Source organism: Terrisporobacter muris (genome assembly GCF_024621905.1).
Taxonomy (GTDB): Bacteria; Bacillota; Clostridia; order Peptostreptococcales; family Peptostreptococcaceae; genus Terrisporobacter; species Terrisporobacter muris.
Map to the genome: position 1 here is coordinate 22828 of NZ_JANKBY010000003.1, position 17298 is coordinate 40125.

11 protein-coding genes are annotated in these 17298 nt (G+C 30.4%); 5 read left to right on the forward strand and 6 right to left on the reverse strand.

The window, feature by feature from the left end:
* Positions 1-88: 88 nt before the first annotated feature.
* From glyQ to ppdK, 5 genes are all read left to right on the forward strand, one after another.
* A complete protein-coding gene (glyQ, locus tag NSA58_RS00495; RefSeq protein ID WP_039680607.1) occupies positions 89-967 on the forward strand; it encodes a glycine--tRNA ligase subunit alpha in 879 nt (292 codons plus the stop codon).
* Positions 967-3033 (forward strand): glycine--tRNA ligase subunit beta, encoded by a 2067-nt coding sequence (gene glyS, locus NSA58_RS00500; RefSeq protein WP_074429120.1) that lies wholly within the window; start codon positions 967-969, stop codon positions 3031-3033. Before glyQ ends, glyS begins: the two co-directional genes overlap by 1 nt.
* Before the next feature lie 273 nt (positions 3034-3306).
* A complete protein-coding gene (locus tag NSA58_RS00505; protein ID WP_039680609.1) occupies positions 3307-3936 on the forward strand; it encodes a helix-turn-helix transcriptional regulator in 630 nt (209 codons plus the stop codon).
* A 10-nt stretch (positions 3937-3946) separates the two neighbouring features.
* A complete protein-coding gene (locus NSA58_RS00510) occupies positions 3947-4786 on the forward strand; it encodes a pyruvate, water dikinase regulatory protein (protein ID WP_039680610.1) in 840 nt (279 codons plus the stop codon).
* A 49-nt stretch (positions 4787-4835) separates the two neighbouring features.
* Positions 4836-7466, forward strand: a complete 2631-nt coding sequence (ppdK, locus tag NSA58_RS00515) for a pyruvate, phosphate dikinase (RefSeq protein WP_039680611.1) — start codon at positions 4836-4838, stop codon at positions 7464-7466.
* A gap of 67 nt (positions 7467-7533) precedes the next feature.
* On the opposite strand, the gene NSA58_RS00520 is transcribed toward ppdK, so the two are convergent.
* From NSA58_RS00520 to NSA58_RS00545, 6 genes are all read right to left on the reverse strand, one after another.
* Entirely contained in the window at positions 7534-8232 is a 699-nt protein-coding gene (locus NSA58_RS00520) for a response regulator (RefSeq protein WP_074079684.1), read from the reverse strand.
* On the reverse strand, positions 8225-10921 hold the full coding sequence (locus NSA58_RS00525; protein WP_074429121.1) for a sensor histidine kinase: 2697 nt from the start codon (positions 10919-10921) through the stop codon (positions 8225-8227). Before NSA58_RS00525 ends, NSA58_RS00520 begins: the two co-directional genes overlap by 8 nt.
* A gap of 186 nt (positions 10922-11107) precedes the next feature.
* A complete protein-coding gene (gene kdpC, locus NSA58_RS00530; protein WP_079764677.1) occupies positions 11108-11704 on the reverse strand; it encodes a K(+)-transporting ATPase subunit C in 597 nt (198 codons plus the stop codon).
* Positions 11705-11869: 165 nt separating this feature from the next.
* The gene (gene kdpB, locus NSA58_RS00535) at positions 11870-13939 is read right to left on the reverse strand and encodes a potassium-transporting ATPase subunit KdpB (RefSeq protein WP_074429123.1); all 2070 of its coding nucleotides are present in this window, start codon (positions 13937-13939) and stop codon (positions 11870-11872) included.
* Between the two features lie 13 nt (positions 13940-13952).
* Positions 13953-15770, reverse strand: a complete 1818-nt coding sequence (kdpA, locus tag NSA58_RS00540) for a potassium-transporting ATPase subunit KdpA (RefSeq protein ID WP_074429124.1) — start codon at positions 15768-15770, stop codon at positions 13953-13955.
* A 268-nt stretch (positions 15771-16038) separates the two neighbouring features.
* Entirely contained in the window at positions 16039-17118 is a 1080-nt protein-coding gene (locus tag NSA58_RS00545) for a M24 family metallopeptidase (RefSeq protein ID WP_039680617.1), read from the reverse strand.
* Positions 17119-17298 lie beyond the last annotated feature (180 nt).

Genomic DNA, 17298 nt, shown 5'->3' on the forward strand with positions numbered 1-17298 from the left:
TATAAACGAAGTATTAAAAGGCCTTTCGTGGATACGGAAGGCCTTATTGCTATAAATAGTTAAGAAATTAAATTTAGGAGGTATTAATATGAATTTTCAAGATATGATACTAGCACTTCAAAGTTACTGGTCTAAGCAAGGATGTATCATGATGCAACCTTATGATGTAGAAAAAGGTGCAGGAACAATGAACCCTAACACTATCTTAAGATCATTAGGTCCAGAACCATGGAGTGTTTGTTATGTAGAGCCATCAAGAAGACCTGCAGATGGTAGATATGGAGAAAATCCAAATAGATTATATCAACATCACCAATTCCAAGTTATTCTAAAACCATCTCCAGAAAACATACAAGAATTATACTTAAAGAGTTTAGAAGCTATAGGAATTAATCCATTAGAACATGATATAAGATTTGTTGAAGATAACTGGGAATCAACTACAGTTGGAGCTTGGGGACTTGGATGGGAAGTATGGTTAGATGGTATGGAAGTTACTCAATTTACGTATTTCCAACAAGTTGGTGGTATAGAATGTGAATTAGAAACTGGAGAAATAACTTACGGTTTAGAAAGGCTTGCAATGTATATCCAAGATGTAGATAGTGTTTACGATTTGAAATGGAATGATAACATAACTTATGGTGACGTATTTAAGCAAGCTGAATTTGAGAATAGTACATATTCATTTGATGAATGCGATGCAGATATGTTATTTAATTTATTTGATACATATGAAAAAGAAGCATTAAGAATAATAGACAGAGGTCTTGTAGTTCCAGCTTATGACTATGTACTAAAATGTTCTCATACTTTTAATACATTAGATGCTAGAGGAGCTATAGGTGTTAGTCAAAGAGCTTCATTTATAGGTAGAGTTAGAAATATGGCAAAAGCTGTAGCTGAACTTTATGTTAAACAAAGAGAAGAAATGGGATATCCACTGTTAAAGGAAGGTGACAAATAATGAATAATTACCTTTTATTAGAGATTGGGGTAGAAGAATTACCATCAAGATTTGGACAAACTACATTAGATCAAATAGAAAATAATTTAAGTAAACTACTTAAAGAAGAAAGAGTAAGCTTTAAAGAAATAAAAAAATATGCAACACCAAGAAGATTAACTTTTGTTATAGCTGACTTAGCTGATAAAGCAAGTGACTTAGAAGAAGAAGTTAAAGGACCTGCTAAGAAAATAGCAGTAGACGCTGAAGGAAACTTCACAAAACCTGCTCTTGGATTTATGAAAAGTAAAGGATTAGATTCTGAGAATGTATACTTTAAGCAAGTAGGTAATGGTGAATACTTATTTGGTACAATTAAGCAAGAAGGAAAAGATACTAAAGAAGTATTAAAAGACATAATTCCGGAAGCAATTAAAAATGTAACATTCCCTAAGGCTATGCGTTGGGGTGGTAAAAACATGAGATTTGCTAGACCGATAAGATGGATGGTTACTTTATTAAACAATGAAGTACTAGACGTAGATTTAGAAGGTGTAAAATCTTCTAATATGACTAAAGGTCATAGATTCTTAGGGGAAAAAGAATTTGAAGTAAACTCAATAGAAGATTATTTTGAAAAGTTAGAAAAGAATTTTGTTATATTAGATCAACATAAGAGAAAAGAAATGATAAAAGAGCAAGCTATAGAAGTAGCTAAGTCTTTAGGTGGAGAAGTTGAGTTTGATGATGATTTACTAGAAGAAATAACATTCTTAGTAGAATATCCAACTGCTTTTTATGGAGAGTTTGATGAAGAATATGTTAAGTTACCAAAAGAAGTTGTAACTACGCCTATGAAAGAACATCAAAGATACTTCCCAGTATTAAAAGATGGAAAGCTATTACCAAACTTTATAGCTGTTAGAAATGGTGATTCTAATAGAATAGACTTAGTTAAAGCTGGTAATGAAAAAGTATTAAGAGCTAGACTTGCTGATGCTTTATTCTTCTATAATGAAGATACTAAAAAGCCTTTAGAAAGCTTTGTTGATAAATTACATACAGTTGTATTCCAAGCTAAACTTGGTACAGTTTACGATAAAACTTTAAGAATAGAAAAATTATCACAAGTTATACTTGATGAATTAAATATGAGTGAAAGTGCTACAAATACTTCAAGAGCAGCAAAACTTTGTAAGGCTGACCTTGTAACTAATATGGTATTTGAGTTTACTGAGCTTCAAGGTATAATGGGAAGAGATTATGCAAAAGTAAGTGGAGAAAATGAAGAAGTATGCCAAGGTATATTTGAGCATTATCTACCAAGATTTGCAGGAGATATATTACCTGAGACTGATACAGGTATAGCTTTATCTATAGCAGATAAACTAGATTCCATAGCAGGATTCTTCGCGATAGGAATAAAACCATCAGGCTCTCAAGACCCTTATGCCCTAAGACGTCAAGCTTTAGGAATACTTTCTATATTATTGGATAAAAAATTATCTGTTAACCTAAATAACTTAATAAATGCAGCATTAGATAATTACTCTAACTTAGAATTTAATAAAGAAGAAGTCGCTTCTCAAATAGTTGAATTCTTTGTTGAAAGAGTTAAAAATTTATTTAAAGATTTAGGAATAAGATACGATGTTATCGACGCAGTATTAAATAATAATTTAGATGATATATCGGATATACATACAAGAGCCCTTGAATTAAATAGATGGCTTCAAAAAGATGAACTAGTTGAAATGTTAACTGCGTTCAACAGAGTTTCTACTTTAGCAGAGAAGGCAACTACTGATATAGTCAAAGAAGAATTGTTAAAAGAAGATGCAGAAATTAAATTATATAATAGCTTCAAAGAAATAAAATCAAATGTGGAAAGTTTATTAGATGATAAGAAATATAATGAAGCTTTAGATGCTTTTGCAACATTAAAACCATTAGTTGATAATTTATTTGATAATGTAATGGTAATGGATAAAGATGAAGCAATAAAAGAAAATAGACTTGGAATATTAAAACAAATTTATAGTACAATGCTTACAATTTGTGATTTATCTAAGATAGTTTATAAATAAACAACTTTATAAAAATCATGGCCTTCCTTTTGAACACAAAATAAAGGAAGGCGTTTTTGACTGGGAATATTTAGTACGACACAAATACTATGCATAAATTAATATAGTATGTATTAATATTAATGCTACAGTAAAAACTAAGTGTATAATCCATAGAAATAATAAAAAATATATCATAAATAATGAAAAAACCTATTTACACAATAGCATATATAGATATATAATATACTATATAAGGTGTAACGGATAAAAAGTATAGCATATTGAAAGAAGGTGATTGTCATTCAACTAAATCAAAGACAACAAAAGATAATAGAAATAGTAAAAGAAAATGAACCTATAACAAGTGAACAAATTGCTTCTATGTTAAATGTTACTCGTGCTACATTAAGATCAGATTTAGCTATTCTAACAATGACGGGGATATTAGATGCAAGACCAAAGGTAGGTTACTTCTATGCAGGAATAAATAAACTTAACTTAGTAGGAAACGACATGAAAAATAAAAAGGTCGAGGATATCATGAGTATTCCTGTAATAGCTAAAAAAGATGATAGTTTATATGAAGTAATAGTAAACATGTTTTTATCAGATGTGGGGAGTATTTTTATCATAGATGATGATGAAAGTTTATGTGGTATAGTTTCGAGAAAAGATTTATTAAAAGCAACTATAGGTGGCGCAGATATGAATAAGATGCCTATAGGAATGATAATGACTAGAACTCCTAATATTATTACAGTAGAAAAAGAAGATAGTGTTATTGTAGTTGCTAAAAAAATTATAGAACATGAAATCGACTCTATTCCAGTAGTTGAAAATATAGATGATAAAAGTAAGGTAGTAGGAAAAATATCAAAAACAAACATTACAAAGTTATTCTTAGAGATTGTAGACAATTAAGGAGGAGAATATGGAGAGTTTTATATTATATGCAATATCCGATTCCATAGGGGAGACTGCACAACAAGTTGCTAAGGCAGCTATATCGCAATTTGATATAAAAGAAGAATCTTATGATGTAAGAAGATTTCCCTATGTATCTAGCAAGGAAGTTCTTCTTGAAATATTAGAAAGTGCTAAAAATGAAAATGCCATAATAGTATATACTTTAGTAAGTGAAAATTTAGGCGATATTGTTGAAAATTTCTGTTCAAAAGAAAATTTACACTGTGTAGATTTGATGTCTCAAATATTAAATATTTTAACAGAAAAAATAGGTGAATCTCCAAAAAGAGAGCCTGGTATAATCAGAAGGATGAATGAAGAGTACTTCAGAAGAATAGAAGCAATAGAATTCGCAGTTAAGTATGACGATGGAAAAGATCCAAGAGGAGTATTAAAAGCTGATTTAGTTTTAGTGGGTATATCAAGAACTTCAAAGACTCCACTTAGTATGTACTTAGCAAATAGAAATATAAAAGTAGCTAATATTCCTTTAGTACCAGAGATTCCAATACCAAAGGAAGTATATGAGGTAAATCCTAAAAAAATAATAGGACTTACTAATACACCAGAAAAACTTAATGAGATAAGACAAGCGAGACTTAAAGCCCTTGGATTATCAAGTAGTGCAAATTACGCTAAATTAGATAGAATTTTAGAAGAGTTAGATTACTCTGAAAAAGTAATGAAAAAATTATCTTGTCCAGTTATTAATGTTGCCAATAAAGCAATAGAAGAGACTGCTGGACTAATTTTAGATATTATGAAAGAAAATGGTTTAAAGAAAAAAATACACACAGCTAATTAAAATCTTTTAAAGATTTGCATAAATAAATATTTTAAAGGGGATTCGTGATATGAGTGTTAAATACGTTTATAGCTTTGATGAAGGCAGTAAAGAAATGAAATCATTATTAGGAGGAAAAGGAGCTAATTTAGCTGAAATGACTAAAATAGGGCTTCCAGTGCCTCCAGGGTTTACAATAACAACTGAATCATGTATCGATTACTATGAAAACAACAAAACAATAAAACAAGAAATTATAAACCAAATCGAAGAAAAATTATCATCTTTGGAAAAAGACCTAAATAAGCAATTGGGAAGTGAAGAAAATCCACTTCTTGTGTCTGTTCGTTCTGGTGCAGTTATATCAATGCCAGGGATGATGGATACTATATTAAATCTTGGACTAAACGATAATACAGTTAAGGCATTAGCTAAAGCAACTGATAATGAGAGATTTGCGTATGATAGTTACAGAAGATTTATTCAAATGTTTTCTGATGTTGCCATGGAAGTTCAAAAATATAAATTTGAGAATGTACTAGATAGATATAAAAAAGAGAATAATTTCAAATTTGATACAGATTTAACATGTGAACATTTAAAAGCAATTGTAGAAGAATATAAGGCAATATATAAAAAAGAAGTTGGAGAAGACTTCCCACAAGAACCCAAAAAACAATTAATGTTAGCTGTAGAAGCTGTATTTAGATCTTGGAATAATCCAAGAGCTATAATATATCGTAGACTAAATGATATTCCAAATGATTTAGGAACAGCAGTTAATATACAATCAATGGTATTTGGTAATATGGGAGATACTTCAGGTACAGGAGTTGCTTTCACAAGGGATCCTGCTACAGGAGAAAATAAGTTATTAGGGGAATACTTAATAAATGCACAAGGTGAAGATGTTGTTGCAGGTATAAGAACTCCAGAGCCTATAGCTACACTTGAAGAAGTAATGCCAGAAATTTATAAACAATTTATAGATACTGTTAAAACATTAGAACATCATTATAAAGATATGCAAGATGTCGAGTTTACTATAGAAAAAGGTAGATTATTCTTTTTACAAACTAGAAATGGTAAAAGAACAGCAGCATCTGCAATAAATGTGGCTGTGGATTTAGTAGAAGAAGGTTTAATAACTAAAGAAGAAGCTATAATGAGAGTTGAACCTAAGCAATTAGATCAATTATTACATCCTAAGTTTGAAGATAAAGCATTAAAAGAAGCAACTATTTTAGCTAAAGGATTACCAGCATCACCAGGAGCTGGAAGTGGTAAAATTTATTTTACAGCTGAAGATGCTGCAGAGGCTACAAAAAATGGAGAGAAAGTTATACTTGTAAGACAAGAAACATCTCCAGAAGATATAGAAGGAATGGTTTGCTCACAAGGTATACTTACTGCAAGGGGGGGGATGACTTCTCATGCTGCTGTTGTTGCAAGAGGTATGGGTAAATGTTGTGTTGCTGGATGTGGTGAAATCAAAGTTGATGAAGCTGCTAAGGAAGTCAGAAAAGATGATTTAGTACTAAAAGAAGGAGACTATATATCTCTAGATGGATCTACAGGTATTGTTTATTTAGGAGAAGTAGCTAAAACAGAAGTATCTATGACAGGTAACTTTGAAAAGTTAATGAACTGGGTTGATGAAATTAGAGATATGAAAGTTAGAACTAATGCAGATAACCCAAGAGATTCAAAGGCAGCTGTAGATTTTGGAGCAGAAGGTATAGGACTTTGTAGAACTGAGCATATGTTCTTTGATGAAGATAGAATATCTGCTGTTAGAAAGATGATATTATCAAATACTGTAGAAGATAGAGTTGAAGCTTTAGATAAGCTACTACCTATGCAAAAACAAGATTTTATTGATATATATAAGGTTATGGGTGAGAGACCAGTTAATATAAGATTATTAGATCCACCTTTGCACGAGTTCTTACCGCATGATGATGAAACAATAGAAGAGCTTGCTAAAGATATGAATATAGATGCCAGCGAAATAAGAAAAAGAATAGTTGATTTAGCTGAATTTAACCCTATGCTTGGGCATAGAGGATGTAGATTGGCAGTGACTTATCCAGAAATAGCTGTAATGCAAACTAAAGCTATAATAAATGCTGCTATTGAAGTTAAAAAAGAAGGATTAAATGTAGAACCAGAAATAATGATACCTTTAGTAGGTGCATTAAATGAATTTAGAGTAGTTAAAAATATTATAGCTGAAACTGCAAACTCAATAATAGAAGAAAGTAATGTAGACTTAAAATATACAGTAGGTACAATGATAGAGATACCTAGAGCTTGTTTAATAGCTGATGAAATAGCAAGAGAAGCAGATTTCTTCTCATTTGGGACAAATGACTTAACACAAATGACATTTGGATACTCTAGAGATGATGCTGGAAAATTCTTAGGGCAATATGTAGATGAAGAAATACTAGAAAAAGATCCATTCCAAGTATTAGATCAAAATGGTGTTGGTAAATTAGTAAAAATGGCATCAACGCTAGCTAGAAAAGAAAAAGGTGATAATATTAAGCTTGGAATATGCGGAGAACATGGAGGAGATCCTGCATCAGTTGAATTCTGTTATGAAACAGGACTAAACTATGTTTCTTGTTCACCATATAGAGTTCCGATAGCTAGACTTGCAGCTGCACAAGCAACTATTAAAAATAAATTAAAGTAGACACACAAAATAACATTAATATATAAATAAAAAGGTCGAAGCTTAAGCGCTTTGACCTTTTTATTTATTAAATTTTTATCATTCTATATCCAACACCTACATGTGTTTGAATATATTGAGGATGAGAAGTATCATTTTCAATTTTTTTTCGAAGAGTAGCCATATAAACTCTTAAAGAAGAAACATAACTGTCCCAAGAATTTCCCCAAATTTCCTTTGTCATAAAGGTATGGGTTAAAACTTTTCCAACATTTCTAGCAAGTAAACAAAGCAATTTATATTCAATAGGAGTCAGATGTAATTCTTCATTATTTTTATAAGCACATCTACTAGCGTAGTCTATACTCAAGTCACCATTATTAAAAAGAGAACTTTCTAAATTTGAATTAGATTGTACATTATTTAACCTACGTAAAGTAACTCTTAGCCTTGCAAGAAGTTCATCAACAGAAAATGGTTTGGTAATAAAGTCATCTGCACCAGCATCTAAGGCATCTATCTTATCTTTATCTTCGCTTCTTGAGCTTATTACAATAATAGGAACGTTAGACCAAGAGCGAATTTTTTTTATAATATCGATACCATCTATATCAGGAAGTCCTAAATCAAGAAAAACAACATCTGGATTATTAGATGTTGCATCCAATATGGCAGATTCGCCATTTGAAGCAGTGTGGTAATTATAATTATGTGTTTCCAATGTAGTTGATATTAAATTTTTAACTGCTTTATCATCTTCAACTATTAAAATTAATGATTTATTCATATAAGTTTACCTCCTCTAATGGTAATGTAAATGAAAATGTTGTTCCACAAGGTTTATTATCTTTTACGTTTATTTCCCCACCGTGGGCTAAAATAATAGATTTACAAAGGGCTAATCCTAATCCTAAACTACGTTTGCTATCAACAATTTTATTGTTAACAGTATAAAACATATCAAAGATTTTTTCCTTGTCTTCGTCAGATAAGCCATTACCATCATCACTAATTTCTACTAGAACCATGTCTTCATATTTTTGTGTATTAATATTAATATGAGAGTCATCTGGTGTATATTTAAGTGCATTATCAACAATATTTATTATTACTTGTATTATTAATTTTGAATCCATTTTTGCAAAAAGCATTTCATCTGAAGTAGTAACTTTTATAAAATGATTAATACTTTTTCTTTTTATATGTCTAAGAGCTTCATCTATTACTTCCTCCATAAGTTCAGGTTTTATATTTAGACTCATAGTACCGTCTTCAATTTTAGTAGCAGCAAGTAAATTTTCAACTAAATTAATTAACCATAAAGAGTCTTCATGAATATCAGAATAAAGTTGAATTTTTTTCTCTTTAGAAATAATTTCATTATCTTTTAATAACATTTCTGAATTACCAAATATGCTAGTAAGGGGAGTTCGTAAATCGTGAGAAATAGAACGTAGTAAATTAGCTCTCAATTTCTCATTTTTTGCCAAAGTAGCAGCTTCTTCTCTTTGTTTACGTATAAAATTATTTTCTAACGCAATAGCACATTCACCTAATATGGATAACATAATATTATTTTCTAAAGCATCTAAAGAATCATTTTCTAAGGCGATACCCACTACACCGTAAACTCTTTTATTAACTCTTATTGCTAAATACAAACATTTAGAATTACCTAGGGTATTTGTAGTTGCACCAGCATGTTTATTATTTTTGAATACCCACTGAGCTACAGCTTTTTCATTAGATGTAACAAATCTAGAAGTATCATAAGTGTATTCAGAAGGTGAAAATATAACAGGCTCTAATAATTGATTATTTTCTGAATTATAGAATATAATATTTTTATTTAACAACTTTGATAATTGTATTGCTGTAACTTTTATGATCCCTTCTTTTTTCACTTCTTGCTGTAAAAGTTGATTAGTTTCAAGCAGAATCTTAGTACGATAAGCCGTATAAGCAGATTGATTAGCTTGACGTTTTATTTTAGAAGCTAAAGAGCCTGTTAAAAAAGCTGAGATAAACATAATAACAAATGTTACAGGATAACCAGCATCATAAGAGTTAAAAGTGAACCTTGGATCAGTAAAGAAAAAATTGAATACAAGAACGCTTATAAGTGCAGAGAGAATACTTTGCAAGGTATTTTCTGTAAGTATTGCTGTAATTAAAACGCCTAAGATATATAAAGTAATAATATTTGATTCACTAAATCCAAGGTTAAAAAATATAAAACTTATGATAGTAGCTAAAGTTAAAATAAAAAAAGATATAGCCAAATCTCTTAAAGTTAATTTTGATTTAATATTAAGTTTTGAATTTGACGGATAACTTAATGTTGATGTATCTGGGATAATATAAATATCTAAATTAGGAGCATAAGAAGTAAGTTTTTCAGTCAAAGGTGATTTGGCCCAAAAATATTTTTTCTTACTACTACTTCTACCAAGTATTACTTTAGATATGCCTGCAAGTCTTGCAAACTCAGCAATTTGAAAAGCAATATCTTCTCCTGTAACTGTCTCTATCTTAGCACCAAGTTGTTCTGCTAAATGAATATTATTTCTTAATCTAGTTTTATTTTCTTCGCTCATATTTTCATCATCGGATGTTTCAACAAATAATCCAATAAATTCACCTTTAAAAGCAGAAGCCATTCTAGCAGCTCTCCTGATAATTTTGCTATTAGTAGGAGAAGAAGAAAGACAAACTAGGATTTTCTCGTCAGTAAAATAATTGGCACTATCATTTTGTTTTACTTTTTCTGAAATCTTATTAACTCTATCAGCAGTTCTTCTTAAAGCAATTTCTCTAAGGGCTGTTAAATTTTCAATACTAAAAAAATTAATTAGGGCATTTTTTACTTGATTTGACGCATAAATCTTACCTTCATTTAATCTTTTAATAAGTTCTTCCGGCTCTATATCTACAAGCTCTACTTGATGGGCATTATCGAAGATATAGTCGGGAATTCTTTCTCTAACAATAACTTTAGTTATGGAAGATACAATATCATTTAAACTTTCTATATGTTGAACATTTACAGTAGTGTAAACATTAATACCTAAATTTAAAAGCTCGTTTACATCTTGATATCTTTTTAAATGACGACATCCAGCAGCATTTGTATGAGCTAATTCATCTACCAATATAATTGTAGGATTTCTTTTTATTGCCAAATCAATATTGAACTCATTTAAATTAATTTCTTTATATTTTATAGTAAGGGTTGGAAGAATTTCTAAATCATTTAAAAGTTCTTTTGTCTCTGGCCTTGCATGAGGTTCAACATATCCAACAACTACATCAATGCCAGATTCTTTTGCTTTGTGAGCAGCTTTTAACATGGCATAAGTTTTACCAACACCAGCAGCATATCCAAAAAATATTTTAAGATGACCTTTTTGTTTAATATTTTCCTCATAATTTATTTTTTCTAATATTTTATCTGGGTTTATTTGTCTATCTATCATAATAAGCACCTCAAAACAGAATTTGATATAAGTTTAGCAGAACATGTGTTATGAAAGTATTATAGTTTTATATGATTGTATAAAGATTATATAAAGATTTGTATTAAATTTGTGTAAAATTTATATTATCAAAGTTACAAAAAGCAAAGCTAATATATTTATAAGCTTTGCTTTTGATTTTTTGATTTATAAAAGTATTTTATCTATCATTAAATTAACTTTTAATACATTTACTGTAGTTTCACCAAGTATTCCTAAAACAGGTTTGTTAGTACATTTATCAATAATATTTTCAACTTCTGATTCAGTCATATTATTATTAGTAGCAAGTCTTTTAACTTGATATTTTGCAGCAGCTAATGAAATTTCAGGATCTAATCCACTACCAGAACAAGTTACTAAATCAACAGGGATTGATTCATCTTTATTATATTCATGAGAAGATTTTATTTTATCAACTCTTTGAGCTACAAGTTCTTTATATTCATCACTAGCGGGGCTTAAGTTAGATGGAGTGGAGTATACTACTTTATTACCATCTTTATCTGTAAATGTTTCTGTATCTAAATTCATTATACGTCCCCACATATGTTTTTCATCTGTATATTGTTGAGCTATTAATTGTGAACCGTATTTTTTTCCATCAACTTCAATAATGCTTCCATTTGCTTTGGAAGGGAAGAGGATTTGAGAAATACATGTTATAGAACCTGTATATAGCACACCGCAAAGTATAGTAAAAATTATAAAGGATGATAATCCTTTAGCAAAAATAGATTTCATTTTTATACCTCCTTATGAGATTAAGTAAATAATAAAAGCAGGAATAAAAGGGATTCTCACTGCTCTTATGAATGATTCTAGAGAAGATACACTATCTAACCAGATTAATATATCTAACTATTTTTCATTATCAGTTATGTTAATTGATATATCATAACAATATCATTAAGCAAGACCAAGAGAAGTCAATAACACATCTATAATTTTTATAAATATAAATGGAGCTATTATACCACCAAGACCATAAACTAATAAGTTTTTAGAAAGTAATTTACCAGCAGATACCTCACGATATTTAACACCTTTTAAAGCAAGTGGAATTAAAGCAACAATTATTAAAGCGTTGTATATTATTGCTGATAAAACAGCACTTTGTGGACTATGAAGATTCATTATGTTTAATGCAGAAAGTTGAGGATATAATCCTAAAAATAGAGCAGGTATTATGGCAAAGTATTTTGCAAGATCGTTTGCTATAGAGAATGTAGTAAGACTACCTCTAGTCATCAAAAGTTGTTTACCTATACGAACTATATCTATAAGTTTTGTAGGTGATGAGTCTAAATCAACCATATTACCAGCTTCTTTTGCAGCCTGTGTACCAGAGTTCATTGCAACAGCGACATCAGCTTGAGCAAGAGCTGGAGCATCGTTTGTTCCATCACCAGTCATGGCAACTAAATGGCCTTTTCTTTGATAATCTCTGATTAATTCTAATTTCCCTTCTGGAGTAGCTTCTGCAAGGAAGTCATCAACGCCAGCTTCAGCAGATATGGCAGCCGCAGTAAGAGGGTTATCTCCCGTAATCATTATAGTCTTAATACCCATTTTTCTTAAGTCTGCAAATTTTTCTTTTACACCTTTTTTTATAACATCTTTTAAGTGTATTACTCCAAGTATTTTATAATTTTTAGTAACTATCAAAGGAGTACCACCTTGATTAGATATTTTTCTTACAACTTCATCACATTCATCACTATATACACCGCCAAATTGAGAAACATAGTCTTTTATTGCATCTACTGCACCTTTACGAATTTCATCTCCATTATAATCAACGCCACTCATACGAGTTTTAGCAGAGAAAGGAATGAAATTAATATTTTTATCATTAAGATCTCGACCTCTTATATTAAATTGTTCTTTTGCAAGAATTACAATGCTTCTACCTTCTGGAGTTTCATCAGCTAAAGATGATAATTGTGCAGCATCAGCCAAATCTTTAGGTGCGGTATTATCTACAGGAATAAATTCACTGGCCTGACGATTACCAAGAGTAATAGTTCCTGTTTTATCAAGCATTAATATATCAACATCTCCAGCTGCTTCTATAGCACGGCCACTCATTGCAAGTACATTGGAAGCGTTTAATCTACTCATACCTGATATACCAATAGCAGAAAGTAGGGCACCTATTGTTGTTGGAGCTAGGCAAACAAGCAAAGCAACCAATGTAGTGATGGATATTGGATTATTTATGCCTGATTGATTTGCACTAAAAGCAGAGTAAGTATAAAGAGACATAGTTACTAAAATAAATATTATTGTAAGAGCAACAAGGAATATTTCAAGTGCTATTTCATTTGGTGTTTTATTTCTTGAAGCACCTTCAACCATGGCAATCATTTTATCAAGGAAGCTTTCACCTTCTTCGCTAGTAACTTTTACTATTATCCAGTCTGATATTACAGTAGTACCTCCAGTGACTGCACTTCTATCTCCTCCTGCTTCACGTATAACTGGTGCAGATTCACCAGTTATAGCACTTTCATCAACAGAGGCAGCACCTTCAATAACTTCACCATCAGCAGGGATTTGGTTGTCAGCTTTAACAATTACAAGATCACCCTTTTTTAAAGTAGCAGATGGAACTACAGTAAATTTATCTTTTTTATCTAAAGATACAATTTTATAAGCATCTACATCATGCTTACTAGCTCTTAAAGTATCAGCTTGAGCTTTGCCCCTACCTTCAGCTATAGCTTCTGCAAAGTTTGCAAATATAACTGTAAACCAAAGTATTATAGCTATGGCTAAGGTATATCCAGATGAAGCGTCTTTAATTCCAAATAAAGATATTATCCAAAGTAAACTAGTTAATATGGCGGATATATAAACAAGTAACATTACAGGGTTTTCTTTTTGTGTTTTTGGTTTTAATTTTATAAATGAATCTTTTATAGCTCTTTTAATCATACTTTTACTATAAAGAGCACCTTGTGAATTATTATTCAATTAAAAGCACCTCCTATAAGATTGAACTGAAATATTCAGCAATTGGTCCAAGTGATAAAGCAGGGAAGAAACTAAGAGCACCAATTAATAAAACAATCATAATTAATAAGAATACAAACATAGCATTAGTAGTAGATAATGTTCCTGATGTAGTAGCAATTTTTTTCTTTTGAACTAAGCTACCTGCAATAGCCATGATACCTATTATTGGTATAAATCTTGCAAATAACATGCATAATCCTAATGTAAGATTTAAAAATACTGTATTAGCTCCAAATCCAGCAAAAGCAGAACCATTATTTCCACTTGCTGATGAATAAGCATAAAGTATTTCGGAAAATCCATGAGAGCCCAAATTATTTAGACTATCTGTAATAGTTGGCCATACTGATGCAATTCCACTACCAACTAATATAGCAATAGGAGTAGCAAGACAAACAAGTGCTGACCATTTCATTTCATAAGGTTCAATTTTTTTACCTAAAAATTCAGGTGTTCTACCAACCATAAGACCAGCAATAAATACAGTTAATATTGCAAATGCTAACATTCCATATAATCCGCATCCAACACCACCAAATATTACTTCCCCAAGTTGCATTAGTAACATGGTTACCATTCCACCAATAGGAGTATAACTATCATGCATAGAGTTTACAGAACCGTTTGAAGCAGCAGTAGTAAATGTAGCCCATGTAGAAGAAGCAACTATACCAAAACGAGATTCTTTACCTTCCATATTTCCACCGGATTGATTTATAGTAGTTGTATCAACAACACCATTTTGTGCAAGTTGAGGAGTTGCATTTTGTTCACATACAGCTACAGTTGCAAGAGCAATTACAAGAACTATAAACATAGCCATAAAAATTGCAATACCTTGCTTTTTGTTTTTAACATTTCTACCAAATGTAAAACATAAAGCTGTAGGTATTAATAAAAGAGAAATCATTTCAAGTAAATTAGAAATTATTGTAGGGTTTTCTAAAGGATGAGCTGAGTTCACACCATAGAAACCACCACCATTAGTACCAGTTTGTTTTATAGCTACTTGACTGGCAGCAGGTCCAAGAGGAATAATTTCTTCGTCTATGACTTCAGCATCTTTAACTATTTTTCTGTTAACAGATACCGTATTAGTTTTTAAGTCAATTTTTGCATTTTCAATAATATTACCTTCATTATCTACAGCAATAGGTTCAATTAGTTGAACTGTTTCAGCTGATTTGAAATTTTGAACAACGCCTTGAGATACCAGTCCAATAGAAATAACTACATTTAAAGGTATTAATATATAAAGTATTATTTTAGTCATATCAACCCAGTAACTACCAAGTCCTTTTGACTTAACTTTTATAAATCCACGAATTAAAGCAAATAATACGGCTATTCCTGTTGCAGCAGAAACAAAGTTTTGAACTGTAAGACCAAGAGCTTGAGTTAAATAACTTAATCCAGATTCACCGCTGTAGGCTTGCCAGTTTGTATTTGTAACAAAACTTATTGCTGTGTTTAAAGATAAATCCCATGATACTCCTGGAATTTTTTGTGGATTACCAAATAAATAACCTTGAAACAATTGAAGTAGAAAAAGAAATATTAAACCAATTCCGTTGAATACTAAAACACATACAGTATATTTTTTCCAGTTCATTTCATCATCATCTTTAATTTTCATTATTTTATAAATGAATTTTTCACAAGGTGATAAAAGTTTTGATAAAAATACTTTTTCCCCATTCATTACTTTGCCTATATAAGAACCAAGTGGTATGGCAAGTATTACAAGAATTACTAAATAAATAAAATATTGTAAGATAGTAGATGTCATTGTTTATCTCCTCCCATAAGAATTACAAAGTAGTAAATTAATAAAATTGTTGCAATTAAACCAATTATCCAAATTAGTATTTGCATTACTCATACCTCCTTTTTTTATAACTTAAGTATAAAAATCTAAAGTTTAAAAAGGTATTAAGACTTAGGGGAGGAGTATTAAAATAGTATTAAGATTAGTTTTAAGAATTCATGTTACTAAAAATTTGCATAAAAAAATCGGAGGCCTAGGCTTCCGATTTTTTATATCATCAAAATAATATTTATTTTATAACAATTAAATCTTTAGTTACGTTGTTTAATACTTCGCATCCATCTTCAGTTATTAATACTAAATCTTCTATTCTAACTCCAACTTCACCTGGTAAATATACACCTGGCTCAACTGAGAATACCATACCTGGTTTTAGAATAGCTTCATTTACAGAAGAAACATCACCAAATTCATGGCATTCCATTCCTATAGAGTGACCAGTTCTATGAGTGAAGTACTCTCCATATCCCTTTTCTGTTATGTAGTCACGACAAGCGTTATCTACATCACAGAATCTGTTTCCAGGTTTACAAGCAGCTATACCTCTTAAGTTAGCTTCTTTAACTATTTCATATACTTCTTTACCTTTTTCAGAAACTTCTCCAATAAACACTGTTCTAGTCATATCAGAACAATATCCATCTTTTACACAACCTAAGTCAAGAACAACAGAATCTCCAAACTTACCTTTAGAGTTATCTGATTCATGATGAGGATCAGCAGCATTAGCACCATATCCTATTATTGGATCAAAAGAGTGACCAGAAGCCCCACCTTCTAAGTACATTTCTAATATTTTATCTGCCATTTCTAATTCAGTATAACCATCTTTAACAAGTGGCATTAATCTTTCCATAACACTGTCATTTAATTTAGATGCAGCTCTCATTAATTCTTGCTCTTTCTCATCTTTTATTTGACGTATATCATCTACTATAAATGATCCATCAATAAATTTAGTAGCATTTAATTTACTCATTAAAGGCAATAAGAACTTAGCTGGCCATACTTTATCTATACCAACTACAGTATTTTCTCTCATACAGTTGGCTAACATACCTACATAATCATCAGTATCATCAAAGTAAACTATTTCAGCTCCTTCAATTGGAGTAGATTGTGGGAATAATTTACCTATAAAGAATTTATGATTACCTTCTACATCAAGGTAAAGTGCAAGCATTCTTTCTCCACAGTTTAGCATACGTCCTGTTAAATAGCATATAGAAGCTGGATCAGCTACTATTAATTGAGGAATATCGTTTTCCTTCATTGATGTAATAATTCTTTGTAATTTAATTTGATCCATTAATAAATCCCCCTATTGTAAATACAAATTAATTAATCTAAAATTTAATTATTTAAATTAACTAAGATAATTGTAGTATTCATGTATAATAAAGTCAATATTAGTCATTTAAAACTTTAAAAAATAAAAAGTAAAATTCTTTGATTTTACGAAATAATTTAAATAGTATAGAAAAATGAT